This window comes from Trinickia violacea (genome assembly GCF_005280735.1).
Classification (GTDB): Bacteria; Pseudomonadota; Gammaproteobacteria; order Burkholderiales; family Burkholderiaceae; genus Trinickia_A; species Trinickia_A violacea.
The window spans coordinates 3,982,175-4,005,644 of record NZ_CP040077.1 but is presented as its reverse complement, the minus strand read 5'-3'; the positions used below and the strand labels follow the sequence as shown (position 1 = coordinate 4,005,644).

The 23,470-nt window shown below is 63.7% G+C and carries 26 protein-coding genes, 1 tRNA gene and 1 riboswitch; of the genes, 11 read left to right on the top strand and 16 right to left on the bottom strand.

What is annotated here, in order from left to right:
- Positions 1-7 precede the first annotated feature (7 nt).
- The 10 genes from FAZ95_RS18290 to ydfG form a co-directional block, all read right to left on the bottom strand.
- A complete protein-coding gene (locus tag FAZ95_RS18290) occupies positions 8-1,351 on the bottom strand; it encodes a sensor histidine kinase (RefSeq protein ID WP_254699748.1) in 1,344 nt (447 codons plus the stop codon).
- A 205-nt stretch (positions 1,352-1,556) separates the two neighbouring features.
- Positions 1,557-1,632: transfer RNA gene (locus FAZ95_RS18285), tRNA-Lys, on the bottom strand.
- Positions 1,633-1,794: 162 nt separating this feature from the next.
- Positions 1,795-2,544 carry a tol-pal system protein YbgF gene (gene ybgF, locus FAZ95_RS18280; protein WP_137333734.1) on the bottom strand — a complete coding sequence of 250 codons (750 nt, stop codon included), beginning with the start codon at positions 2,542-2,544 and terminating at the stop codon, positions 1,795-1,797.
- Between the two features lie 15 nt (positions 2,545-2,559).
- Entirely contained in the window at positions 2,560-3,063 is a 504-nt protein-coding gene (pal, locus tag FAZ95_RS18275; protein WP_137333733.1) for a peptidoglycan-associated lipoprotein Pal, read from the bottom strand.
- A 20-nt stretch (positions 3,064-3,083) separates the two neighbouring features.
- On the bottom strand, positions 3,084-4,376 hold the full coding sequence (gene tolB, locus FAZ95_RS18270; protein WP_137333732.1) for a Tol-Pal system beta propeller repeat protein TolB: 1,293 nt from the start codon (positions 4,374-4,376) through the stop codon (positions 3,084-3,086).
- 116 nt (positions 4,377-4,492) lie between these two features.
- Positions 4,493-5,506, bottom strand: a complete 1,014-nt coding sequence (gene tolA / locus FAZ95_RS18265) for a cell envelope integrity protein TolA (protein ID WP_137333731.1) — start codon at positions 5,504-5,506, stop codon at positions 4,493-4,495.
- Positions 5,503-5,952 carry a protein TolR gene (gene tolR, locus FAZ95_RS18260; protein ID WP_137333730.1) on the bottom strand — a complete coding sequence of 150 codons (450 nt, stop codon included), beginning with the start codon at positions 5,950-5,952 and terminating at the stop codon, positions 5,503-5,505. Before tolR ends, tolA begins: the two co-directional genes overlap by 4 nt.
- A 10-nt stretch (positions 5,953-5,962) precedes the next feature.
- Positions 5,963-6,640, bottom strand: a complete 678-nt coding sequence (gene tolQ / locus FAZ95_RS18255) for a protein TolQ (protein WP_137333729.1) — start codon at positions 6,638-6,640, stop codon at positions 5,963-5,965.
- Positions 6,641-6,793: 153 nt separating this feature from the next.
- Complete coding sequence (gene ybgC, locus FAZ95_RS18250; protein ID WP_137333728.1) at positions 6,794-7,264, bottom strand: tol-pal system-associated acyl-CoA thioesterase; 471 nt, start codon at positions 7,262-7,264, stop codon at positions 6,794-6,796.
- Positions 7,265-7,331: 67 nt separating this feature from the next.
- On the bottom strand, positions 7,332-8,078 hold the full coding sequence (gene ydfG / locus FAZ95_RS18245) for a bifunctional NADP-dependent 3-hydroxy acid dehydrogenase/3-hydroxypropionate dehydrogenase YdfG (protein ID WP_137333727.1): 747 nt from the start codon (positions 8,076-8,078) through the stop codon (positions 7,332-7,334).
- Between the two features lie 331 nt (positions 8,079-8,409).
- Positions 8,410-8,510: riboswitch (ZMP/ZTP riboswitch) on the top strand.
- 168 nt (positions 8,511-8,678) lie between these two features.
- Here ydfG and glyA point away from each other — a divergent pair.
- The 7 genes from glyA (at position 8,679) to FAZ95_RS18210 (ending at position 13,339) form a co-directional block, all read left to right on the top strand.
- Positions 8,679-9,926: a serine hydroxymethyltransferase gene (gene glyA, locus FAZ95_RS18240; RefSeq protein ID WP_137333726.1), complete on the top strand. Its 1,248-nt coding sequence runs from the start codon at positions 8,679-8,681 to the stop codon at positions 9,924-9,926.
- Positions 9,927-9,932: 6 nt separating this feature from the next.
- Complete coding sequence (gene nrdR, locus FAZ95_RS18235; protein WP_137333725.1) at positions 9,933-10,415, top strand: transcriptional regulator NrdR; 483 nt, start codon at positions 9,933-9,935, stop codon at positions 10,413-10,415.
- A 160-nt stretch (positions 10,416-10,575) separates the two neighbouring features.
- Complete coding sequence (locus FAZ95_RS18230) at positions 10,576-11,151, top strand: GspH/FimT family pseudopilin (RefSeq protein WP_137333724.1); 576 nt, start codon at positions 10,576-10,578, stop codon at positions 11,149-11,151.
- A complete protein-coding gene (locus tag FAZ95_RS18225; protein WP_137333723.1) occupies positions 11,148-11,573 on the top strand; it encodes a type IV pilus modification PilV family protein in 426 nt (141 codons plus the stop codon). The genes FAZ95_RS18230 and FAZ95_RS18225 overlap by 4 nt, the downstream gene beginning before the upstream one ends.
- A 16-nt stretch (positions 11,574-11,589) precedes the next feature.
- On the top strand, positions 11,590-12,423 hold the full coding sequence (locus tag FAZ95_RS18220) for a PilW family protein (protein ID WP_137333722.1): 834 nt from the start codon (positions 11,590-11,592) through the stop codon (positions 12,421-12,423).
- Positions 12,420-12,899, top strand: a complete 480-nt coding sequence (locus FAZ95_RS18215) for a pilus assembly PilX family protein (RefSeq protein WP_137333721.1) — start codon at positions 12,420-12,422, stop codon at positions 12,897-12,899. Before FAZ95_RS18220 ends, FAZ95_RS18215 begins: the two co-directional genes overlap by 4 nt.
- The gene (locus FAZ95_RS18210) at positions 12,896-13,339 is read left to right on the top strand and encodes a type IV pilin protein (protein ID WP_137333720.1); all 444 of its coding nucleotides are present in this window, start codon (positions 12,896-12,898) and stop codon (positions 13,337-13,339) included. The genes FAZ95_RS18215 and FAZ95_RS18210 overlap by 4 nt, the downstream gene beginning before the upstream one ends.
- A gap of 37 nt (positions 13,340-13,376) precedes the next feature.
- On the opposite strand, the gene FAZ95_RS18205 is transcribed toward FAZ95_RS18210, so the two are convergent.
- From FAZ95_RS18205 to FAZ95_RS18195, 3 genes are all read right to left on the bottom strand, one after another.
- Positions 13,377-13,838 carry a DUF3318 domain-containing protein gene (locus FAZ95_RS18205; protein ID WP_137333719.1) on the bottom strand — a complete coding sequence of 154 codons (462 nt, stop codon included), beginning with the start codon at positions 13,836-13,838 and terminating at the stop codon, positions 13,377-13,379.
- A gap of 40 nt (positions 13,839-13,878) precedes the next feature.
- Complete coding sequence (locus FAZ95_RS18200) at positions 13,879-14,268, bottom strand: phage holin family protein (protein WP_137333718.1); 390 nt, start codon at positions 14,266-14,268, stop codon at positions 13,879-13,881.
- A 140-nt stretch (positions 14,269-14,408) separates the two neighbouring features.
- Entirely contained in the window at positions 14,409-14,711 is a 303-nt protein-coding gene (locus FAZ95_RS18195) for an ElaB/YgaM/YqjD family protein (protein ID WP_137334625.1), read from the bottom strand.
- Between the two features lie 318 nt (positions 14,712-15,029).
- Here FAZ95_RS18195 and FAZ95_RS18190 point away from each other — a divergent pair, with 318 nt between their 5' ends.
- Entirely contained in the window at positions 15,030-15,668 is a 639-nt protein-coding gene (locus tag FAZ95_RS18190; protein WP_137333717.1) for a peroxiredoxin, read from the top strand.
- Positions 15,669-15,746: 78 nt separating this feature from the next.
- Here FAZ95_RS18190 and FAZ95_RS18185 read toward each other — a convergent pair whose 3' ends face one another.
- Positions 15,747-16,937: an acyl-CoA dehydrogenase gene (locus FAZ95_RS18185; RefSeq protein ID WP_137333716.1), complete on the bottom strand. Its 1,191-nt coding sequence runs from the start codon at positions 16,935-16,937 to the stop codon at positions 15,747-15,749.
- Positions 16,938-17,023: 86 nt separating this feature from the next.
- Between FAZ95_RS18185 and FAZ95_RS18180 the strand changes: the two genes are divergently transcribed.
- Positions 17,024-17,824, top strand: a complete 801-nt coding sequence (locus FAZ95_RS18180) for an IclR family transcriptional regulator (protein ID WP_137333715.1) — start codon at positions 17,024-17,026, stop codon at positions 17,822-17,824.
- Between the two features lie 38 nt (positions 17,825-17,862).
- Here the strand turns inward: FAZ95_RS18180 and FAZ95_RS18175 are convergent, their stop codons facing one another.
- Positions 17,863-18,681: an EAL domain-containing protein gene (locus FAZ95_RS18175; protein WP_137333714.1), complete on the bottom strand. Its 819-nt coding sequence runs from the start codon at positions 18,679-18,681 to the stop codon at positions 17,863-17,865.
- Positions 18,682-18,929: 248 nt separating this feature from the next.
- Between FAZ95_RS18175 and hmgA the strand changes: the two genes are divergently transcribed.
- Entirely contained in the window at positions 18,930-20,252 is a 1,323-nt protein-coding gene (gene hmgA, locus FAZ95_RS18170) for a homogentisate 1,2-dioxygenase (protein WP_137333713.1), read from the top strand.
- 127 nt (positions 20,253-20,379) lie between these two features.
- Positions 20,380-21,696, top strand: a complete 1,317-nt coding sequence (gene fahA / locus FAZ95_RS18165) for a fumarylacetoacetase (RefSeq protein ID WP_137333712.1) — start codon at positions 20,380-20,382, stop codon at positions 21,694-21,696.
- 23 nt (positions 21,697-21,719) lie between these two features.
- On the opposite strand, the gene FAZ95_RS18160 is transcribed toward fahA, so the two are convergent.
- Positions 21,720-23,426: a PQQ-binding-like beta-propeller repeat protein gene (locus tag FAZ95_RS18160; RefSeq protein ID WP_137333711.1), complete on the bottom strand. Its 1,707-nt coding sequence runs from the start codon at positions 23,424-23,426 to the stop codon at positions 21,720-21,722.
- Positions 23,427-23,470: the final 44 nt, after the last annotated feature.

The window sequence follows — 23,470 nt, the reverse complement described above, 5'->3', positions numbered from 1 at the left end:
GCGCTTGTCATGGCAACGGGAAAGTCAATACGAACTCGGTGTGCGAGTTCTTCGTTGATGTGCATTCGATCGTACCGCCCATCTCGCGCAAGACGTCGCGGCAAAACGCCAGCCCGATTCCGGCACCGAGCGAGATATCGTCAGTGATCGCCGAGGAAGTATAGAAGCGAGTGAAGATATGGGGAAGGGCGTCAGGTTCGATGCCGGCGCCGTTGTCCCGGAAGAACAAGCGGTTGGCTTTGCCGGAGCGCGCGAGGCGAATCGAAATCTGCGCGTCGTCGATGCTGCGCATGAAACGCAGCGCATTCTTGATCAAGTTGAACAGGACGTGGACCATCAGCGTGTCGGAACCCTGAAACGGGAAGTCGTCGGCGAGATCGCATTGAATGCGGCTTCGCTCGAGTTCTCTGAACGGGTACCGCTGAAGCGCCACGTTGACACAGTGTGCCATCGAGCATTGTTCGGGATGCTGGGTATATCCGCCCGTGAAGCGTGCGTTCACCAGCAGCATGTCGATCACCGAATTCGAAAGCAACGCTTCGTGCTCGATGCGCTCGAGAGCGCCGTGCATGGAGTACAGATGCGCAAGACGGATTTTAGGAACGTCGAGACCGCTGCGCTTCGCGAGATCGTAGCTGTCCAGCAGCACAGGGAGGAAGCGGCTCAGTCCCGCTGCGCCCGCGCGGATCGCAAGCATCGGCGTGCGCAACTCATGCGCGACGCTGCCCGCCGTGGCCAGCATGGCCCGCTCCTGCTCGACCTGGATTCGTGCTGTGTCGTAGTTTGCGATTGCGCCGATGGCGATCGCGAACGAAAAAATGGCGAGATGCGCGAGGTAGGGCGATCCGAGATTGACGGGGTCGGCGGTCAAGCAATAGGCGAGCACGGCGATACCGACGCCCGCCATGAAGCTGAGAACGAGCATGAGCCAATCGAGCAGCAGCACCATCACGAAGGCCGCAATCAAAGCGCTCTCCACCCACACTTCGGAGCCGTCGTTCTTCAGCAGCATGAAGGTGAAAAAGAAAGGCAGCGCGTACAAAACGACGGCGTACCAATAGTGGGGAAGATAGCGTCTTGCCGCAGCCGGCCAATGGCGGTGGAGCAAGATCGGAACGAAGAGCACGGACCCGACGAGCCGCAGCGTCAAGTTCTCGTAGTGCTGCGGAAAAACGTTATGCCAGACATAGTAGTAAAGCGGAAAGCCGACGATCGCCAGAATGGCGAACGGGCGCAAACGCTTCTCGGCATATTGCATGTTTCGCAGCGCAGGTGCGAATGCGCGACGGACGAAGCGCTGGATCGAATCGCGTAGGCCCAGTTTTCGCAAAATCCCTTTCGACGAATTCATGTGTTTTCGGTTTAAGCGGCGGCCGGGATATTGTGCACGAAGGGATGAGGGGGAGGTGCCGCGAGCGCCGGAATGCCGTGACCGTCGATGACGAGAATCGGCCTGCTGCCTGCGAGCAAGCAAGACGACGAGCGAGCGTGATTGACACGTCGCCGGAAACGAAAAAGGGTTACATGCAAGCTTGCATGTAACCCTTTGATGTCTTTGGTAGGCCGTACGGGATTCGAACCTGTGACCAACGGATTAAAAGTCCGCTGCTCTACCAGCTGAGCTAACGACCCAAAGAGGGAAAATTATAGCGACGGATTGTTGCGTCTGTCAACGGCTTGTCGGCGCGAGTTTCGCCCGCCAAAAAAAAGAAAGCCCGGAGCGTCAATGCTCCGGGCTTTCCAGCGAGAGGCGCGCCTTGTGCTACTGGATCCACATGCGCGTGACGGCTCCGTCTATTTGATCTGCGAGAGCTTGTTTTGTGCCGTCTGTGCAACTTCCGACGAGCCGTATTGGTCGACGATCTGCTGCAAGGTCTTGCGGGCAGCTGCCTTCTGACCTTGTTCCAGTTGATTGTTCGCAATCGCCAGCAGCGCTTCCGGTGCGCGCGGATGCTGCGGATAGTTCTTCACGACGCCCTGCCAGGTGGCCGTCGAGCCCTTGTAGTCGCGCAGTGCATATAGCGCGTTGCCGAGCCAGTACTGCGCGGTCGGCTGATAAGGGCTCTGCGGATACTTCTGGATGAAATCGCGGAACGAAGCCGCCGCGTTCTTGAAATCGCCGTTGCGGAACTGCTGCGACGCGGCGTTGAACGCCTCCGTCTCACCCGGCTGCACCGTGCCCTGGACGCCATCCACCGTCTGCTGCTGCGGCTCGAACTTCTTGAGCCGCGTATCGAGGTCGGTGTAGTAGTCCTTTTGCTGCTTCTGCAGGGTGGCGACCTGGTTCGTCAGGTCCTCGTTCTGTCCGCGCAGCGTGGCGACCTGCTGGTTGAGCTGGTCGAGCCGGTTGGACTGATCGAGGATCGTGCGCTGGGCGGCCGCGAGCTGGCTAGTGAGACTGTCTGTCTTGGTGCGCAGATCGAGGATCGCCTGGCGCGCCTGATCGTCGTCGAACAGGCCGGCGTGCGCTGGCGCCGCAACGAGCGCCGACCCGGCCACACAGGCGGCTGCGGCAATCCGCAGCCAGGAGAAACGGTACGTCATACGCCTAATCATCCGTTATTGATAGACGAGGTCGGCGCGGCGGTTTTGTGCCCACGACGCTTCGTCATGACCGGTTGCCAGCGGCTTTTCTTTACCGAGGCTCACGGCTTCCATTTGCGAATCCGGCACGCCGAGCAGCGACAGGGCGCGACGGACGGCTTCAGCACGCTTCTGGCCCAGTGCCAGGTTGTACTCGCTCGTGCCGCGCTCGTCGGTGTTGCCTTGGATCAGGACGTGACGTTCCGGATGGCTCTTCAGGTAGTTCGCGTGGACTTGCAGCAGCGACTGGTACTCGTCCTTGACCGAATAGCTGTCGAAGTCGAAGTACACGCTGCGCTTGGCGAGCGGGCTGTTCGGGTTGTTCAGCTCGTCGACCACCACCGGCGCCACCGCATTCGGGTTGGGCTGGGTGCTGACCGCGCCTTGATTCGCGTTCTCGGTCTTCTTCACGCCAGAGCTGCAAGCAGCCAAAGCACCAACCAGCAACACGGCAAACGCCATACGAAATTTGGACATCATTTTTTGACTCTCCTTGTGTGTCATTGCATAAACGGGCCCCAGGACGGCTCGCGCACGATGCCGCCCTGAACGGACAGGACCTGCCGCGTCCGACCATCGGTCGATACAGCGGCCAACACGCCACGGCCGTTCACCTGAGTGGCGTAAAGAATGTACTGACCATTCGCCGCGAAGCTCGGCGATTCGTCATGTGTCGTGTCGGTGAGCGCCGTGGCCACGCCGCTCGATAGATCCTGAACGTACAGCTTGAAGGCGCCGCCCACACGGGAGATGTAGGCAAGCGTCTTGCCGTCGGGGCTGATGCGCGGGCTCGTATTGTAGTTGCCGTTGAACGTCACGCGCTGCGCGGCGCCGGCGCTTTCGCCCTGGGCCGGCATCTTGTAGATCTGAGGCTGGCCGCCGCGGTCGCTGGTGAAGTAAATCCACTGCCCATCGGGAGAGTAACAAGGTTCGGTGTCGATGGAGCTGCCTTGCGTGAGGCGACGCAAGCCGGTTCCGTCGGCGTTGACGGCAAAAATCTGCGTATTGCCGGTCTTCGAGAGGGCGACCGCCACCGTGCGGCCGTCAGGCGACCAGGCCGGCGCGCTGTTGTTGCCCTTCTGGTCGGAGACGATCACGCGGCGGCCGGTCGGCAGATCGTGAATGTAGACGATCGGCTTTTTCTTTTCGAACGACACATACGCGACTTTCGTACCGTCGGGCGACCAGGCGGGCGAGATGATCGGCTCCGGGCTCGTCAGCGCGGATTGTGCGTTCTGGCCGTCGGAGTCGGAAATCTGCAGCAGATACTTGTTGCCGCTCTTGATCACGTACGACAGGCGCGTCGCGAATACGCCGCGCGAACCGAGCAGCTGCTGATAGATGTAGTCGGCGATCTTGTGCGCGCTCATCCGCAGCCCGCTTTCCGGGCTCACGAGCGACAGGCCGCCGAGGCTTTGCTGCTTGACCGTGTCGTAGAGCTTGAAGCGCACTTCGTATTGGCCGTTCGCAAGGCGCGTGACGCTGCCCGAGACGAACGCATCCGCACCCTTGGCCTTCCAGGCACCGAGGTCGACGGAATCGGTTTCAGATACCGGCGCGCTGCCGGCGTCGATATTCGTGAACTTGCCGCTGCGGGCCAGATCCTGGCGCACGATCGTGCTGATCTGCTGAGGGGAATTCACTTCGTTGGCGAAATTCGCCGTAGCAATCGGAAACTGGGTAGAACCGACGCCCGTCACGAGGACGTTGAGTTGGGCATGGGCGGCGGCGCCCGCCGTAATCAGGCACGACGCCACGAGTGTTCTCAGGCCTAGCTTCGTCATCAAACTCATGCTTTAAATATTCCCGAATAACGATATGTAACAACCACTGCATAACAGCAAAGAGACCGGCAAACCGTCGATTCGTTCCCGTACGACCCCTGCCGGAGCGGGGCAGGGGACTCGGGTCAGGCCGCCGGACGCATCGTGATCAAGAACGTTGCAGGCGCGCGGCCGTCGGTGTCGAGCGGCATCGGGTCCGAGCGCTGGACGGCGCGCAACGCCGCGTCGTCCCACTGCGGGTTGCCGCTGGAGCGCTGGACCGTCGCGGACAGCAGCGTGCCGGTCGGCGCGCAGCGTACCGAAATCACAGTTTCCAGACCTTGTGTGTCACCTGCCCACACGATGTTCGGACGCACCCGGCGCTGTACCTTCTCCGCGTAGCCCGGCGATGTCGCCGTACCGCCCGCGCCGCTGCCGGTGCCGCTCTTGGCCAGGCCGTTGCCGGTCGAACTTTCGCCGCCGGCCATGCCTTGCATTTGCGCGAGGCGCGCTCGCCGTTCCTGATCGAGCTGTTTTTTGGCCGCTTGCTGCTGAGCCAGCTGCTTCGCCTTCGCGGCCTTTTCCGCGTCAGCCTTCTGCTGCGCTTCGAGCTGTGCTTGCTGCTGGGCCTTCTGCTGCTCGAGCTGCTGCTGTTTCAGCTTTTCCTGGTCGGCCAGTTGCTGCTGCTTGAGCTTCTCGGCCTGCGCCTGTTGCTGCTTCAGCTTTTCCGCGGCCGCTTTCTGCGCGGCCAACTGCGCCGCCTGCTGTTCGGCGAGCTGCTGCTGGCGCTTGGCCTCCGCTTCCTGCTGGGCCTGGAGCTTCTGGCGCTGCTGCTCGGCGAGGAGCGCAGCCTTGGCTGCCGCTTCCTCCTGCTGCTTGCGTTTTTTCTCTTGCAGCGCGATGTCGGCTTCCTCGTCCTTGACGGGCGGGGTAGGCGCGACCTGCACCGGTGGCGTCACAACCGGCGTGGGCGCGGGCGTATTCGGGACATCGGTCCAAAGCTCGGCCTCGGCGCCGGCCGGCGTGCTGTTCTGCCAATGGATGCCGTGATACAGGAACAGCCCGAGCAGGACATGCATCAGCGCAGCGAGCCCGAACGCTCGCCACGTGCCCCGCTCTTTCGGCGGTCGAAACGGATAAACGGACTTCTTCCGGTTCATTGCGATTTGACCAGCAAGCCTACGCGCTTGACGCCCCGCGCCTTCAGGTCCGACATCACGTTCATGACGGTTTCGTACTGCACGGTTTTATCGGCCGCGATCACGACCGGCTGGTCGGGGTGCGACTGCTCGCGATCCGTGACGAAGCTGTTCAGATCGGCCCGGGTCATGTCTTCCTGCTGCGTCGCGCCCGAGTCGTCCTTGTATTTGACGCTCATCTTGCCGTCCGCGCGGATGTTGACCACGACAGGCGGCGTTTGCTGCTGCGGCGCCGCGCCGCCGACGGTCGGCAGATTGACAATGGAAGGCGCGACGAGCGGGGCCGTCACCATGAAGATGACGAGCAGCACCAGCATGACGTCGATATACGGCACGACGTTGATGTCGGACATCGCACGGCGCGAGCGGCCGCCGCGCATGCTGGAACGGTTGGTGGAGCCGGCCATCGAGTACTCCTTAATGCGCCTGGCGCTGCAGAATGTTCGAAAACTCTTCGATGAAGGTCTCGAAGCGGATCGCGAGGCGATCGATGTCGTGTGCGTAGCGATTGTAGGCAACCACCGCCGGGATGGCGGCGAACAGGCCGATCGCGGTCGCCGTCAGCGCTTCGGCGATGCCGGGCGCGACGTTGGCGAGCGTTGCCTGCTGCACGTTGGCGAGGCCGCGGAAGGCGTTCATGATCCCCCACACCGTACCGAACAGACCAATATACGGGCTGACCGAGCCGACGGACGCGAGGAACGCGAGGTTGGCTTCGAGCACGTCCATTTCCCGCTGGAACGCGGCGCGCATCGCACGGCGGGCCCCATCGAGGATCAAGCCCGGATCGTTCAGACGCTTTTCCTTGCCCTTCAGAAACTCGCGCATGCCGGACTCGAAAATACGCTCGAGCGCGCCGATCGTGTGACGGTTGTTGGCGGCGCTTTGATAGAGCGCCTGCAGGTCGCCGCCCGACCAGAAATCGCGTTCGAAACGTTCAGTTTGCGCGCGTGCGCGGCGAATCGCAAACCACTTGCGGAAGATGAAAGTCCACGACATCAGCGACAGCAACAGCAGGAGCGCCATCACCGCCTGCGCGAGCACGCTCGCGTTGAGAACCAGAGTAATGATCGAAAGATCTTGTGCGTTGTTCATATAGGTTTGCTTTAACGTCCCGGCTGGGGCGTCCGGCTGCAAGGCTTTGTCAGGCTTTCAGTCGGGGACTCGAAAGCGTTCGCGGCCTCCCGCCGAACCATGCTTAGTATCGTTGCGGGCGATACAAGTTCATTGGCAGAGTCTCAACGGTGTTTATGCACTTGCCGTTGACACGTTCGTTGGATTTACACCCGGTCCGCGCCGCAGCGCGGCGAGCACCGGCGCGGGAATCGCCGCGGGTTTCAGCGCGCCGCGATCGACGCAGCCGACGCGAATCTGGCCCGTCGCGAGCAGCACGTCGTCGCGCCAGGCTTCTTGCGTGAAGTCGACCGACGCCCGTCCGATCCGCTCGATGCGGCTCGCGATGGTGACGACATCGTCGAGGCGGGCCGGCGCGTGATAGTCGAGCGCGGTGCTCCGGACGACGAAAACCACGCCGTCCTCGTCGGCAAGCCGGCACTGGTCGACGCCGCACGCGCGCAGCCACTCGGTGCGCGCGCGCTCGAAATACTTCAGGTAGTTCGCGTAGAAGACGATGCCGCCTGCGTCGGTATCTTCGTAATACACGCGGATCGGCCACGTGAAGCCGATTTCCGCCCCAGAACGGCTGGTGGTCAGTTTCATGACCCGGCATTTTACCGGAACGCGCGAGCGCGTCTCAAAACTCTGGGCATCCTCCTTGCGAAGCCCGTCAGCTCCGGTGCACCGAGAGTCCCGCGAACGATTGAGCAACCGGCATCAGCTCGATCGTGTTGATGTTGACATGCTTGGGTCGCGTCGCGATCCAGTAGATCGAGTCGGCGATGTCCTCGGGGCTCAGCGGCTCCACGTTGTCGTAGAACCTCGCGGCTTTCTCGTCGTCGCCCTTGAAGCGCACGTTCGAGAACTCGGTGCCCCCGCACAGGCCCGGCTCGATATCGGTCACGCGCAGCGCGGTGCCCGCGAGGTCCGCGCGCAGGTTCAGGCTGAACTGCCGGACGAAAGCCTTGGTCGCGCCGTAGACGTTGCCGCCTGCGTACGGGTAGCTCCCGGCCGTCGAGCCCAAATTGACGATATGACCGCGATTGCGCTCGACCATGCCCGGCAGGAGCGCGCGGGTGACGGTGACGAGACCGGTGCAGTTGGTCTCGATCATCGTGTGCCAGTCGTCGAGATTGGCGCGCTGGGCCGGTTCGAGCCCAAGCGCGAGGCCGGCGTTGTTGACGAGCACGTCGATAGCGGCGAAGTCCTTCGGCAGCGCTGCCGGCACGGCTTCGACGGCGGCGCGATCGCGCACGTCGAGTTCGAACGGCAGAAGGGCGTCGCCGAGTTCGGCGGCGAGCGCGTCGAGACGGTCTTTGCGGCGCGCGGTGGCGACAACGCGATGGCCCCCGCTGACGAATGCGCGGGCGATGGCGGCGCCGAAGCCGGCGGAGGCGCCTGTGACAAACACGATCATTGCTGGTCCCTGGTCGGGTCGATGGATGGGAAAAACGGAAGCTAGAGAGCCTACTTCCATTGCGATTTCGCGGCAAGAATGGCCTTTGGCCGATGGTGTGGCAAAGCCGCGGTCCGGCTCTCGTGCGCGTTCGCAAACGATTACGCTTGGCGGCGATGCGCGAAGTGCCCGGCGAAGCCCCGGCGGACGGCGCCATTCGGACGTTTTGCGGCATCTGCCGCAGGGCCTGAAATTGGCTGCGAAGCCCGCCGGGCGGGGGCTTCGCGCGATGGTTCGAACCGGATGCGTCATGCGGTTGCCTATTCAATGAGGTTCCAATAAACTAACGCGCTCATCCCTGCGTGACTGGCGATAGCACCCCATCGGGGTCAAGGTGGAGCCACCCACCGTGAAGCGCAGGGTGCCGTTTTGCCGTTCGCCTGGGCAGCCGTGAGTCGCGCATCGTCGATTGCGCCGCTGCTGGCTGCCGCGCCCCGCGTAACGGATCCTCATGACTTCATCCGCCACGTCAGGGCTGGCCCAGCCGCCAGCAGCGCAGCGTACGATCGGTACGTTTCCGCGCACGCTCCGGTCAACCTGCACACACTTTACGGAACCCGTATGTTTGACAGAGCCCAAAGCACCATCGCCAACGTCGATCCAGAAATCTGGAAAGCGATCCAACAGGAAAACCACCGTCAGGAAGAGCACATCGAACTGATCGCGTCGGAAAACTACACGAGCCCCGCCGTGATGGCCGCTCAGGGCTCGCAGCTCACGAACAAGTACGCCGAAGGCTACCCGGGCAAGCGCTATTACGGCGGTTGCGAATATGTCGACGTCGTCGAGCAGCTCGCAATCGACCGCGTGAAGGAGCTCTTCGGCGCGGAAGCCGCCAACGTGCAGCCGAATTCGGGCTCGCAGGCCAACCAGGGCGTGTTCTTCGCGATGTTGAAGCCGGGTGACACGATCATGGGCATGAGCCTCGCCCACGGCGGCCACCTGACGCACGGCTCGCCCGTAAACATGTCGGGCAAGTGGTTCAACGTCGTCAGCTACGGTCTGAACGAAGCCGAAGACATCGACTACGACGCCGCCGAAAAGCTCGCGCAGGAACACAAGCCGAAGCTGATCGTCGGGGGCGCGTCGGCATTCGCGCTGCGCATCGATTTCGAGCGCCTCGCGAAGATCGCGAAGTCGGTCGGCGCGTACCTGATGGTCGACATGGCGCACTACGCGGGCCTGATCGCCGCGGGCGTCTATCCGAACCCGGTACCGCACGCCGATTTCGTCACGACGACCACCCATAAGAGCCTGCGCGGCCCGCGCGGCGGCGTGATCCTGATGAAAGCCGAGTACGAGAAGCCGATCAATTCGGCGATCTTCCCGGGCATCCAGGGCGGTCCGCTCATGCACGTGATCGCCGCCAAGGCTGTCGCGTTCAAGGAAGCACTGTCGCCGGAATTCAAGGCGTACCAGCAGCAAGTCGTCGACAACGCCCGTGTGCTGGCGGAAACGCTCGTGAAGCGCGGCCTGCGCATCGTGTCGGGCCGCACGGAAAGCCACGTGATGCTCGTCGACCTGCGCGCGAAGCACATCACGGGCAAGGCGGCGGAAGCGGCACTCGGCGCGGCGCACATCACCGTCAACAAGAACGCGATTCCGAACGATCCGGAAAAGCCGTTCGTCACGAGCGGCATTCGCCTCGGCTCGCCGGCGATGACGACGCGCGGCTTCGGCGTGAAGGAAGCCGAGCAAGTGGGCAACCTGATCGCCGACGTGCTCGACAACCCGGAAGACGCCGCCACGATCGAACGTGTGCGCGGGCAAGTCGCCGAGCTGACGAAGCGTTTCCCGGTCTACCGCTGATCGCCTATGCGCTGCCCCTTTTGCCGGCATGACGATACGCAAGTGGTGGATTCGCGCGTATCCGAGGACGGCGCCGCGATTCGGCGGCGCCGCCGCTGTTCGGCCTGCGACAAACGTTTTACGACGTACGAGCGGGTCGAGCTGGCATTGCCGGCGGTCGTCAAGAAGGACGGCAGCCGCACCGAATTCGACCGCCGCAAGATCGCCGCGAGCATGCAACTGGCGCTGCGAAAGCGCCCGGTGGCAGCCGATGCGATCGACGCGGCGGTCGCCCGCATCGAGTATCAGTTGCTTGGTAGCGGCGAGCGCGAGGTCAAGAGTGATCGCCTCGGTGAACTCGTGATGAGCGAGTTGCGACAGCTCGATACCATCGCCTACGTGCGTTTTGCTTCTGTCTACCGGCAATTCGAAGATGTCTCCGAGTTCGCTGACATCATCGAAGAGGCCCGCCGCGCCGCAGCGCCGGCCAAATCGTCGCGCAAGCGCTGATTCTTCATATCGCTTCATCGCATTTCCTGCCTGCTTTTTCGCTGTGACACACGATTCTTGCGTGTGATCGCGCTCGCGCGCCACTAGGCCGAATGGCCGATTGTGGCGTCCCGGCGTTGCCGCTAGATTCGTCGTGTGCGGACAGCTGGGAAATTTCGGAATGCAAAGCAAAATCGTGTCGAGAGCGGGGCCGCGTGGGAGCTGCTGCAAGGGTTTCACGCTCGTGGAATTGTTGGTCGTGGCCGTGCTCGTTGCGCTTTTTGCCGTGATGGCGATGCCGTCTTTCATCGCTTGGCGAATGCGGGATCAAGTCGATGCGCGGGCAAGGGTGCTCGTGTCCAGTTTGACCTACGCGCGCAGCGAAGCGATCCGGCGCGGCGTGCGCGTTACGCTTTGCCGGATCGATGCGGCGCGCCGTTGTCTAGCGGCGCGAACTCCATGCGACGACGGTGCGCTCGATTGGTCGTGCGGATGGGCGGTGATGGCCGACGCGCGCGTTGCACCTTCCATTTTGCGCATGCAGTCGCGCATGGCGGCGGTTGCCATTCAGGGAAGCGCTGCTGAGATCGCTTTTACTCCGCCTGCAGGACAGGTGATCGGCGGTTTCCGGAGTCTCGAGGTGGCGCCGCGCGAGGTCGGAGCCAGCACGCGCGGCGACGGCTGGCGACGCTGCATCCGCATCGCCGCGGGCGGGCGCGCCAGGCTCACCGAAGGCCGTTGCGGGAGCGCGGCATGAAAGTGCGGTCGTGGCGTAAAGGGCAGGGCGGAACGCTGCTCGAAGTGTTGGTCGCGGTCGCGCTGATGGCAGTTAGCGCGCTTGGCGTGATTTCCGTGCAGTTATCGATGGCGCGCGGTGAAACCGTGGTGGCGATGCGCGAGCGCGCTGCGCTGATCGCGGACTCGATGGCCGAAGCGGCGCGCGGTACGACGTCGGAGGCCATAGCGCTTGAGCGATGGCGCGCGCAAGCCGCGAGCGTGTTGCCGAGTGCCGATGTGAGCGTCCGTGAGCAGGGCGGCGGCCTAGCTCTGTCCACGGTGGTCTGGGCGGCCTGGCGGCATGACGCACGAGTGCCTGTCCATCGGCCGGCGGGGTGTGGTGACGTGGCGGCAGCCGCTTCCGCGAACCTGTCGTGCGCGTCGATCGCGTTCGTCCGATGAGGCGCCAATTCACGACATGAACGGCATTCAAGAATGCGCGAATCGGCAACGCGGCCATACGCTGCTCGAATTGATGATCGCGATGATGCTGGGGCTGGTTGTGACGGGAGGTGCCGTATCGCTCTACCGGTCGCAGCGTCAGGCGTTTACGCAGGCGGCCGATGCGGCGTCGATGCGGGATGCCGGCATGACCGCGTTGATGCTGATCGGCCAGCAGGTGCAAATGGCCGGCTTCGTGCCGATCGATGCGTTGCCGAGCGGCTCGCCGGCATCGCCGGACAGTCCGGCACTCGTCCCGGCGCTCTTCGGTTGTTCCGGTGCCCGGCCAGTGGGCGCGGGCAGTACGCCGAACTGCGAGCCGCTCGCAAGCCGGTCCGACGGGATCGTCGTGCGTTATGTCGGCGACGCGGTGTCGACATGGCCGACCACGGCGGGGCTCGCAACCGACTGTCTAGGGCAAGGCGTGGGATCTGCCGGCTCCGCCGAGCCGATCGTCAATCGCTACTACGCCCGGGTCAGCGGTTCCACCGGTGAGCCGGAACTCTATTGCGAGGGCAATGGCAGGGGCGGCGTCGGGCAACCGCTCGTCGAGGGCATCGAGCGGCTGCGCTTCAAGTATTGGCTTCAAGGGGCGTCGACACCGGTCGCTGCAAACCTCGTCGCCGCTGAGCAATGGAGCAACGTCGTCGCGGTGGACGTCTGCGTGCTCGCGCGCGGCGCGCTGACACAGCGGCGTGCGCAGTATATCGATTGCGATGGCGCAGCCGTGCTCGCCGCCGACAGGCACGCGCGGCAGGCGTTCTGGCGCCGGGTCGCGGTGCGCAATAACGAACTGGTGTCATCGTCATGAGCGCCGCGCTGCCGATCGTCCTGACAATTTCTTCGATGATGCTGGCGACCTCGGCCGCATGGCTCGAAACGTCGACGGCAAACATCCGCCGCGCCGCCAACATGCACGACTATCTGCAAGCGTTCCACGCAGCGGACGGCGCGCTCAAGCTCTGCACCCGAGCACTGCGTGCAGGCAGTGCGCCGACCCTACCTGCCGTCGACCGCGAACCAGCCGGATGGAGGCACGTGAGCGCGTTCGACGGGCCGTTCGCGCTTACGCCGCATCCGCAATGGCCGGGCTCGGCGAGAGCGCCGCAATGTCTTATCGAAGCATGGAAGCTCATTAGCCGCCCGCAAGCAGAGGCCTATCTGCTGACAGCGCGTGGCTTCGGCGCGAGCGCGGCAACGCAGGTCTGGCTACAGCTCGAGGTCGTTTTCGAAGAAGGGGCGATGACCGAGGTGCGTTGGCGCCGCGTCGTCGCGAGTCCCTCATGAGGGCCGGGCCGAACCGGCGGCGCGCCCACGGCTTCACGATGCTCGAACTGATCATTGCGCTGGCGATCGTCGCGATTCTGGCTGCGTATGCGGTGCCTTCGTATCGGAGTCACATGGCGCGCGGATACCGAATCGATGCGGCTGCCGCGGTGTATCGCGCGGCGCAATACGTCGAAGCGAATGCCTTTGCCGGCCTCACGACGTTGCCAAGCGGGCTCGACCAGTCTCCGCAATTCGGCACGGCGATTTACCGGCTGCGGCTTCTGCCGGGAGACGAAAGCAACGGAGGCTATGCCGTGGAAGCAACGGCCGTCGATACCGGGCCCATGCGTGACGACGCGTGCGGCGCATACGTGCTCGATGCAACCGGCGCGCGGTCGAATCGGTTCGTCTCCAAAGACGGCGCGCTAAACACAGACGATTGTTGGCATACGCGCTGAAAGCAGGCGTATGCCGAAGGCGAGATTGCCGCGGCAATTACGAAGACGACGCGACCCCATCGTCGTCTTGATCGACCTTGTTTTGCTTGATTTGCCGCCAGATTCGATACGCTTCCCAAAGCGCGAGTCCGAGGCCGCCCCACTTCAGCGCGGGCTTCACGCCTGCCTTGAGAGCGCCGCGAAGCGGCTTCGCGAGCACCATCGAAGCGATCGAACTGACGAGCGGATGTTGCGCGACCAGTTCGCTGAGGCTCGCGTTGATGCCTTTGCCCGAGCTGCCTCGTTGCCTGAAGGCGAAGCCCGGCACCAGCACCTTGAGCCAACTGAAATTCGAAACGTTTCGCCGCAGGTCGGCGGTTGCTTGCCGGAGCTCGGCGCGTTCGACGTCAGCGCGCAACAGCAATATCTCTTTGCGTACCGCGCGCAGTTGCGGCGCGCTCAAGTCTTTCGAGAAGGTGCGTTTGCGGCGAACTGCGGATTCCGGCGGGTTCTGGCTCATGGGCGGGTGCGTAACGATTCGGGGGAGGCGAAGCCTGCTCTCACGGCTTGCGGAATGCTTCGCGGTCTTTCTCGAACTCTTCGAGCAAGCCGTCGAAGACGAGCGGCGCGTCGCGCAACCCGGAGCGCGCCCGCAGCATGCAAACCAGCGCGGCCAAGGCATAGACGAGCGTAATGCCGGCCAGCGCCTGCCAGCGATAGGTGTCCCAGAACGCGATCGCGATCAGCACGGTCAGGCTGACGAGCGCCATCATGCCGAGCATCATCGCGGCCAGGCCGAGGAAGAGCACCACGAGCAGGCGTTCCTTTTCCTCCGCGAGTTCGATGCCGAGCAACTCGAGCCGGGTCTGCAACAGCGCAAACACGGAACTCAACATTCGCCGCAACGGCCGATGCTGCGCGTGTTGCGTTTCTGATTCTTCGTTTGACATGGCTTGTGCGCGAGGCGTGCTGCAGATGCACCAAGAGAAGGCGACCGGCTGTCGGTGCGCCGGTTCGCCTGTGATTTCAAGCAAGCCATTCGATGGTCGGACTTGCCTGGCAGGCGTGCGCCCGCTTGGCCTTGATGGCTTTATTTGCGATTGATCAACAAACCAACCAGCACCCCGACGCCGGCAGCGATGCCGATGGACGTCCACGGATGCTCGTGCACGTAGTCGTCGGTGGCGCGGACTGCTTTTTTGCCCTTTTCGACGACGACGACTTGTACGTCCGCGGCCTTTTCCCTGGCTTGCTTGAGGCGGTTAAGCGCGGTTTCGCGCAGTTCCGACGCACGTTCGCCCGTAGCGCTCGCGGCTTGCTTCAACAGGTCCTCGGCGTCCGCGAGGACGGTTTTGATATCGGACATCAATCTCTCCTTGTTGACTTCTGACATTACAGCTCCCTTTTGTCGTGCCACGCGAGCATCGTAACCAAAGACGCGGCGGCTGGCGAGCCTGGCACGCCTGATGTGTACCGTTCTTGCACGGTCTGTTCCCGGGACGACGGCCCACGTCGGCGAGCTGAGCACGGTTGGAGTTGAGTTGATGTGGCGCGAAAAGTTTCTCTCAAAAACACGGAAATAACAAAAAATAATGTCGATGTGACGGAATATTTGTTCGCCTGGCATGTTGATTTCCGTATATTCGTCGTTTCGACGAGCCGCCCTTCGTTTTGCGCGAGCGCGGTTACCCCGAACCTTCAAGGAGCCCCTATGAGTCTACGTCTTGGCGACATCGCGCCCGATTTCGAGCAGGCATCGAGCATTGGCCGCATCACGTTTCACGAATGGCTTGGCGACAGTTGGGGCGTGCTGTTTTCGCATCCGGCGGATTTCACGCCCGTCTGCACGACCGAACTCGGCCTGACGGCGAAGCTCGCGAGCGAATTCGAGAAACGCAATGTCAAGACGATCGCGCTGTCGGTCGATTCCGCCGAATCGCACGTCGAGTGGATCAAGGACATCAACGAGACGCAGGCCGCGAGCGTCGGCTTTCCGATCCTGGCCGACGGCGACCGCAAGGTCTCGCAGCTCTACGACATGATTCATCCGAACGCGAACGAGACGCTCACCGTGCGTTCGCTTTTCGTGATCGATCCGAAGAAGAAGGTGCGGCTCATCATCACCTATCCGGCGAGCACCGGCCGCAATTTCGATGAGGTGTTGCGCGTGATCGATTCGCTGCAGTTGACCGACAACTACCAGGTCGCGACGCCCGGCAACTGGAAGCAGGGTGACGATGTGGTGATCGTCCCGTCGCTGAAGGACGAGGAGGTCATCAAGCAGAAATTCCCGAAGGGCTACAAGGCGCTGCGCCCGTATCTGCGGCTCACGCCTCAGCCGAACAAGTAAAACGGCGTGTTGTCGGTTCGGCGGATGCGTGCACGATGCGTGCATTAGGCCCGCATCCGCCGGAAACACGCGAACCGGTCAGAAAAACGCCTGAATTCCCGTCTGAGCCCGGCCGAGAATCAACGCGTGAATATCGTGCGTGCCCTCGTAGGTGTTCACGACCTCGAGATTGACGAGGTGGCGCGCAACGTTGAATTCGTCCGAGATGCCGTTGCCGCCCAGCATGTCGCGCGCGAGCCGAGCGATGTCGAGCGCCTTGCCGCACGAATTGCGCTTCATGATCGACGTGATTTCGGTGGCCGCCGTCCCTTCGTCCTTCATTCGCCCCAAGCGCAGCACGCCTTGCAGCCCGAGCGTGATTTCGGTCTGCATGTCGGCGAGCTTCTTCTGGATCAGCTGGTTGGCGGCGAGCGGGCGGCCGAACTGCTTGCGGTCGAGGACGTACTGCCGCGCGGTGTGCCAACAGGCTTCCGCCGCGCCGAGCGCGCCCCACGCGATGCCGTAGCGCGCCGAGTTCAGGCAGGTGAACGGGCCGCGCAACCCGCTCACATTCGGCATCAGGTTCTCGTCGGGCACGAACACTTCGTCGAGCACGATCTCACCGGTGATGGAAGCGCGCAGGCCGACCTTGCCGTGAATCGCCGGGGCGGAGAGACCTTTCCAGCCCTTCTCGAGAATGAAGCCGCGGATCGCGTCCTTGCCGTTTTCCTCGAGCTTCGCCCAGACGACGAACACGTCGGCGATCGGCGAGTTCGTGATCCACATCTTCGAGCCTGACAGCGAGTAGCCGCCGTCGACCTTCTTGGCGCGCGTCACCATGCTGCCCGGATCGGAGCCGTGATTCGGCTCCGTGAGGCCGAAACAGCCGATCCATTCGCCGGTCGCGAGTTTCGGCAGGTACTTGGCCTTCTGCTCGTCGGAGCCGAATTCGAAGATCGGCACCATCACGAGCGACGATTGCACCGACATCATCGACCGGTAGCCCGAATCCACGCGCTCCACTTCGCGCGCGATCAGTCCGTAGCTCACGTAGTTCAGGCCCGGGCCGCCGTACTGCTCGGGGATGGTCGGCCCCAACAGTCCCAGTTCGCCCATCTCGCGGAAGATTTCGACGTCCGTGCGCTCGTGGCGGAAGGCTTCGGTGACGCGCGGCAGGAGCTTGTCCTGCGAGTACGCCTGGGCGGCGTCGCGCACCATGCGTTCTTCGTCGGTGAGTTGCTGGTTCAAAAGCAGCGGGTCGTCCCATTGGAACTGGGCGGCGTCGGCCATGGCGGTATCTCCTGATCGGGTCTTGACTGTAGTTCCGCGATGCGGAACAATGTTTTGCAAACCACGATCGAGTGTATCACCCTGTCATGTCCGCTTCCACTCCTTCCGATTTCGACGATTCCGCCGATTCCATCGATGAGCGCAAGTTCGTCGTCGCGCTCGCGCGCGGGCTCGATCTGCTGCGGGCATTCCGGCCCGGCGAGACGATGCTCGGCAACCGCGATTTTGTCGCGCGCACGGGGCTGCCGAAGGCGACGGTCAATCGGCTCGCCTACACGCTGACCGTGCTCGGCTACCTGCGTTTCGACGAAGGGCTCGGCAAGTACGCACTCGATGCGGGCGTGCTGTCGCTCGGCTACGCGCTGCTCGCGGGCGCCGATACGCTCGAGCTCGCGCGGCCGCATATGCGGGCGCTCGCGCTCGAGGTCGGCGCCGCGGTATCGCTCGGATGCCGCGATGGGCTCGACATGATCTACCTGGAGACGATCCGCAGCGAAACCGCACTGACGCTCGGGCTGGCGTCGGGCTCGCGCCTGTCGATGCTCACGAGCTCGATGGGGCGTGCCTATCTGGCGGTGCAGACTGTGGAGGTTCGGGCGGCGCTCTTCGCGGACCTGAAGCGCGCCGCCGGCGACGCCGCCGCCGCGCTCGCCAGCGCGGCCGAGCGCGCGATCGAAGCGTTCGGCGAAGAGCGCTGCTGCTATTCGTTTCGCGATTGGCACGAAGACGTGAATGCGGTCGCCGTGCCGTTTCGCGAGCCGCGCGACGGGCGCTGGCTCGTGCTGAGCTGCAGCGGACCGGCGTCGTCGATGGGCGAGGACGTGTTTCGCGAGCGCGTCGCGCCGAAGCTCAAGGCGTTGGCGCGGCGCCTCGGACAGGCGGAATAGGGCGGCCAGCGCAAGCCCGTTATTAGCGTGAACAGGCCCTAGACCGCCCGGTCGTGCGTGGCGAACAACGGCCCTTGCACGAAGCGCACGTCGTATTGCTGGAGCGCGTCGAACTGGGCTTCGTCGGTGACGCGACTGAAGATGAGCGGAATCTTGAGCCGGTTCGCGTAGCCCACGAGCGGCTTCACCATCGAATCACGCAGCGCCGCGCCCGCATCCATCTTGATGAAATCGAGCCGCGCCATATCGGACACCGACAGAATGTGTCCCGCGTTCGGCAGATTCCCCGCCACCTTGAAGCCATAGAGCTGGTAGCTCTTCGTCAGATAGCCGAGAAACGTCCGGTGCCCGACCGCGACGCTCGGCAGTTCGATCACGACTCGCGCGGGGTTCAGACCGAACGAAACCAGCACCGACGAAAAGTGCCGGCCGTGGTCGTACTTCACGCTCTTGAGCAATCGCTCGTGCACGCGCAGAAACAAGAGCCCGTGCCGCCGCGCACCGAAGAAATTGATCGCGTGCAGCGCGCGGGAAAGACGATCCAGCGCGACGAGTTCCTGGTCGTCCGTGGCGGTGTCGAACGGATCGAAGGTTGTGCCGTCGAGCCGCTGCGTGATCGCCTGGAAGCCCAGTTCGTCGCCGAAGCGGTCGGCGCTTTCGGGCGACGACGTCAGCGTCTGCGGGATGCCGTGCATGCTGACATCGAAGATCGGCTCGTAGGCGCTGCCGATCTCGATGTTGCGAAACCGTGCGCAGGCCGAACCGCTGTGTTCGCCTTCGCCCATCACCAGATGCTGGCCGAGGAACGGGTGGCCGGCTGCATGGGCGACGAGCGCGGGAATGGTCGACGGGATCATTGAGGAGCAGAAAAGGCGCAAAAGTGCGGCAACTCGCCGCATCAACTGATGGTAGCAGCCTGTGCGGTGCTGTCTTGAAAAAAATACAGATATCGATCTTGAGCGTTTCCTCGGCGACTCAGGGTTTACGTTAATTTAACTATCCGTAATTGGTTTTACTATGCGTAAATTCTGGGCAGACGACGGCGAGCTTGCGTTTGATCGGCGCGAGCGCCTCGCTGCCGCTCAGGAATCTTTGGAGACAAGACATGCAGACTTCCTCTCGCCCCGAAATCGAACCGGGTTACCAGTCCGGCTTCGCGAACGAGCTCGCGACCGAGGCGCTGCCCGGCGCCTTGCCGAGCGGCCGCAATTCGCCGCAGCGCGCGCCATACGGCCTCTATGCGGAGCAGATCTCGGGCACCGCCTTCACCGCGCCGCGCGGACACAACCGGCGCTCGTGGCTGTACCGCATCCGTCCCGCGGCCGTCCATCAGCCGTTCACGCCGCTCGAGTCGCACAAGCTCGTCGCGAACTTCCACGACGTCCCGCCGACCCCGCCTAACCAGCTGCGCTGGGACCCGCTGCCGATGCCGTCCGAACCGACCGACTTCGTCGACAGCTGGGTGACGATGGCGGGCAGCGGCTCGGCCGATGCGATGAGCGGTTGCGCAATTCACCTCTACGCCGCGAACCGGTCGATGGAAGGCCGCTTCTTCTACAACGCCGACGGCGAGCTCCTGATCGTGCCGCAGGAAGGGCGTCTGCAGATTGCGACCGAGATGGGCCGCCTCGACCTCGAGCCGTTCGAGATCGCCGTGATTCCGCGTGGCGTGCGCTTTGCCGTCGCACTGCCGGACGGCCGCGCGCGCGGCTACCTCTGCGAGAACTTCGGCGCGCTCTTGCGGCTGCCGGATCTCGGGCCGATCGGCTCGAACGGCCTGGCCAACCCGCGCGACTTCCTGACGCCGCATGCCGCCTATGAAGACCGCGAAGGCGCGTTCGAACTGGTCGCGAAGCTCAATGGCCTTCTGTGGCGCGCGGACATCGGCCATTCGCCGCTCGACGTCGTCGCGTGGCACGGCAACTACGCGCCGTACAAGTACGACCTGCGCCACTTCAACACGATCGGCTCGATCAGCTACGACCACCCGGACCCGTCGATCTTCCTCGTGCTGCAGTCGCAAAGCGATACGCCGGGTGTCGATACGATCGACTTCGTGATTTTCCCGCCGCGCTGGCTCGCGGCCGAGGACACGTTCCGCCCGCCCTGGTACCACCGCAACGTCGCAAGCGAGTTCATGGGGCTCGTGCACGGTGTTTACGACGCGAAGGCCGAGGGCTTCGTGCCGGGCGGCGCGAGCCTGCACAACTGCATGTCGGGGCACGGGCCGGATGCCGAGACCTTCGAGAAGGCATCGGCGGGTGATACGGCCAAGCCGCACAAGGTCGGCGACACGATGGCGTTCATGTTCGAGACCCGCACGCTGATCCGCCCGACGCGCTTCGCGCTCGAAACCGCGCAACTGCAGGCGAATTACTACGAGTGCTGGCAGGGCCTCAAGAAGCATTTCAATCCGGAGAAGAAATGAACTACCCCCACGCTCGCATTCGTTCACTGTCGACCGGAGTTGGCGCTTTAGCGCTTACTCCGGTCCCATGCAAAGCTCCCCCCAAGGGGGCGGACACCTCCTTTGGGGCGGCCCGGCAGGAGGCGTCATGAACCCCACTTCCATCGACCCAGCCGATCTTCAGGCCACTCGCGACGCGTCGAGAAAGAGCTGGCTCGCGTCGTCCAATGACGCGCAGTGCGATTTCCCGATTCAGAACCTGCCGTTCGGCATCTTCAGCGATAAACGAAACGCCGCGCCGCGCGCGGGCGTGGCGATCGGCGATGCGATCGTCGATCTCGCCGCGCTCGCCGACGCGGGCAAGCTCACGCTTGGCGCAGGCGGCGGCGTGTTCGCGAAGCCGGCGCTCAACGACTTCATCGCGCTCGGCAAAGACGCGTGGCGCAGCGTGCGAATTCAACTGAGCACGCTTTTAGAAGCGAGCTGCCCGACGCTGCGCGACGACCCCGCGCTGCGCGCGCGCGTGCTCGTGGCGCAGGCCGACGCCACGCTGCACCTTCCGGTCGACATTCCCGGCTACACGGATTTCTATTCGTCGAAGGAACACGCGACGAACGTCGGCTCGATGTTTCGCGATCCGAAGAACGCGCTCTTGCCGAATTGGTCGGAGATGCCGATCGGCTATAACGGGCGCGCGTCGTCAGTGGTCGTGAGCGGTACGCCGGTGCGGCGGCCCAACGGTCAGTTGAAGCTGCCCGATCAGGAGCGCCCGGTCTTCGGCGCGTGCCGCAAGCTCGATATCGAATTGGAGACGGGCTTTATCGTCGGGCGCGGCAATGCGCTCGGCGAGCCGATCGCCTGCGCTGACGCGGAGGATCACATCTTCGGCATGGTGCTCTTGAACGACTGGAGCGCCCGTGACATCCAGCAATGGGAATACGTGCCGCTCGGCCCGTTCAACTCGAAGGGCTTCGCGACCACCATCTCGCCGTGGATCGTCACGCTCGATGCGCTCGAGCCGTTTCGCGTCGCGCAGCCCGAGCAGGAACCGCAGCCGCTCGCGTACTTGCGGCACGACGGCCGGCACGCGTTCGATATCGAGCTCGAAGTGCGCTTGCGTCCGGCCGATGCGGGCGAAGCGACTACGATCGCGCGGACCAATTTCAAGCACATGTACTGGACGATGGCGCAACAGCTCGCGCATCACACGGTGGCCGGCTGCAACACGCGCGTCGGCGACCTGATGGGCTCGGGCACGATCAGCGGACCCACGGCCGATTCGTTCGGCAGTCTGCTGGAGTTGACCTGGAACGGTCAGCGGCCGCTCGAGTTGGCGAGCGGCGGCACGCGCGCGTTCATCGTCGACGGCGACGCGCTGACGCTTGCCGGGTGGTGCCAGGGCGACGGCTATCGCGTCGGCTTCGGCTTGTGCGAAGGGACGATCGTGCCTGCGCGCTCGTCGTAACGCGCCCAGGTTGCTGCGGGCGGCTAGCCGCCGCCCAGCAGCCCGAACACCCCGACGCCCGTCGCCGTCCCCACGTAGACCTTCCCGTTCGCGATCATCGGCGTGATGAACTTGTTGCCTTGGCCGAACTGATCGCGCGCATTCGCCGCCTGCGTGCTGTTGTAGAGTTCGTGCGAGAGATTCGTCGCATCGTAGGCATAGAGCCCGGCGATATCGCCGTTCATCGCCACCCACACGATCCCATTCGACGTGCCGTTCGCCGAGATGCTCGGCGTCGCGCCCGGCGTGCCGAACGATTCGGCCGACTGGCTGGTCGGCGCGGTCGCCACCTGCGCGTTGCTGATCGGAAACGCCTTGATTTTGTCGCCGATCGAGCCGAAGTAGATCGTGCCTTTGAAGTACGCGGGCATGCCGAACTCCGATCCGACGAGCTGTCCGTTGATCTGCTGATAAATGTTGTTCGTGCTCGCGTTGTATTTGCCCATCGAGTCGCGGTTGACGACGTAGATGCTCGAATCCTTGCCCGCGCCGACTGCGAGATGGTGGACGGCGCCGCTCGCGTCGGTCTGATCCGGCAGCACCAGCGCGCCGCCCGAGCCGAGGTCTTCGTCGGCCTGCGATTCGGCGAGCGTGTTCGACATGTTGAAGTAATCGGAGACGGTCAGGCCGTTCGTCGTGCCGAGCTTCAGGAACGCGTTGCCGTAGTCGCCCTGCGAGGGGAAGCCGTTGGCCGTGAGCGTCGTGTCGAACGTGCCGTTCGCGTCCATGAAGTAAATCGACTGGCCGTCCGAGGCCATGCCCGCGCCGCTCATCCAGATCGAGCCTTCCGTGCCGTTCGGCGTGAGGCTCAGTACGCTCGTCTGCATGAGCGTGTCGGCGCTGTAGGCGATCACCCAGCCGTTGTAGGGCTGGTCGTCGCAGTGCGAAGTCCAGCCCGTGTAGATGTTGCCGTTCAGCTCCAGCAGCGACTGGCGCTCCGCGTATTGCTTCGGATTGAACGTGAGCTTGCCGCCCGAGCCGTTGGTGCTGTTGCCGGGATAGGACGCGCTGATTTCCGTCGGGCCGCCGAACAATTCGGCGCCCGTGGTGATGTCGAGCGCGTGGATGCGCTGGTGATAGTTGCTCGAGGTGTCTTTCGACATGCCGACCACGTAGATCGCGCCGTTCGGCCCTTTGCTTCGATCGATCACCGGTGTCGACGTGATGCCGATTTGCGGCGAGATCTGGAAGCACCCGAGGTCGTCGCTCGGCGTCTCGTTCTTGCCGAGCGTCGAAACCTGCCAGAGCACGGCGCCGTTGTCGGCGTCGAACGCGAAGACGCTCGCATTTTCGGTCGCGACGTAGAGCACGTTGTGCTTGCTGCCGCCGATCGTCACTTGAGACAGATACAGCGGCTCGGCATCGACCTTGCCGTCGGTAGTGTCGAAACCGATCTTGCCGAACGTCGCCGAATTCACGTTGGCGAGCGTGAGCGTCGTCTCGGCGAGTTGCTGGCCGGTGCGGGCGATGTCGTTGTGATAGGTCACGACGTCGGCGGCCATCGAGGTGCCTCCGCCCGACGAGCTGCCGCCGGAGCCCGATCCCGATCCCGAACCGGAGCCGCTTCCGGCGGACGAGCCGGAACCGGTGCTGGAGCTGGAACCGCCTCCGCCTCCGCCGCCGCTGCAGTTGGCGAAAATGGCGACGATCAGCAACGCGAGCACGCGCTGCACGTAACTCGGGCGTCTCATGTGCGCTCCCCCAACGCTAGAGCCTGTTCACGCTGGTAACAGGC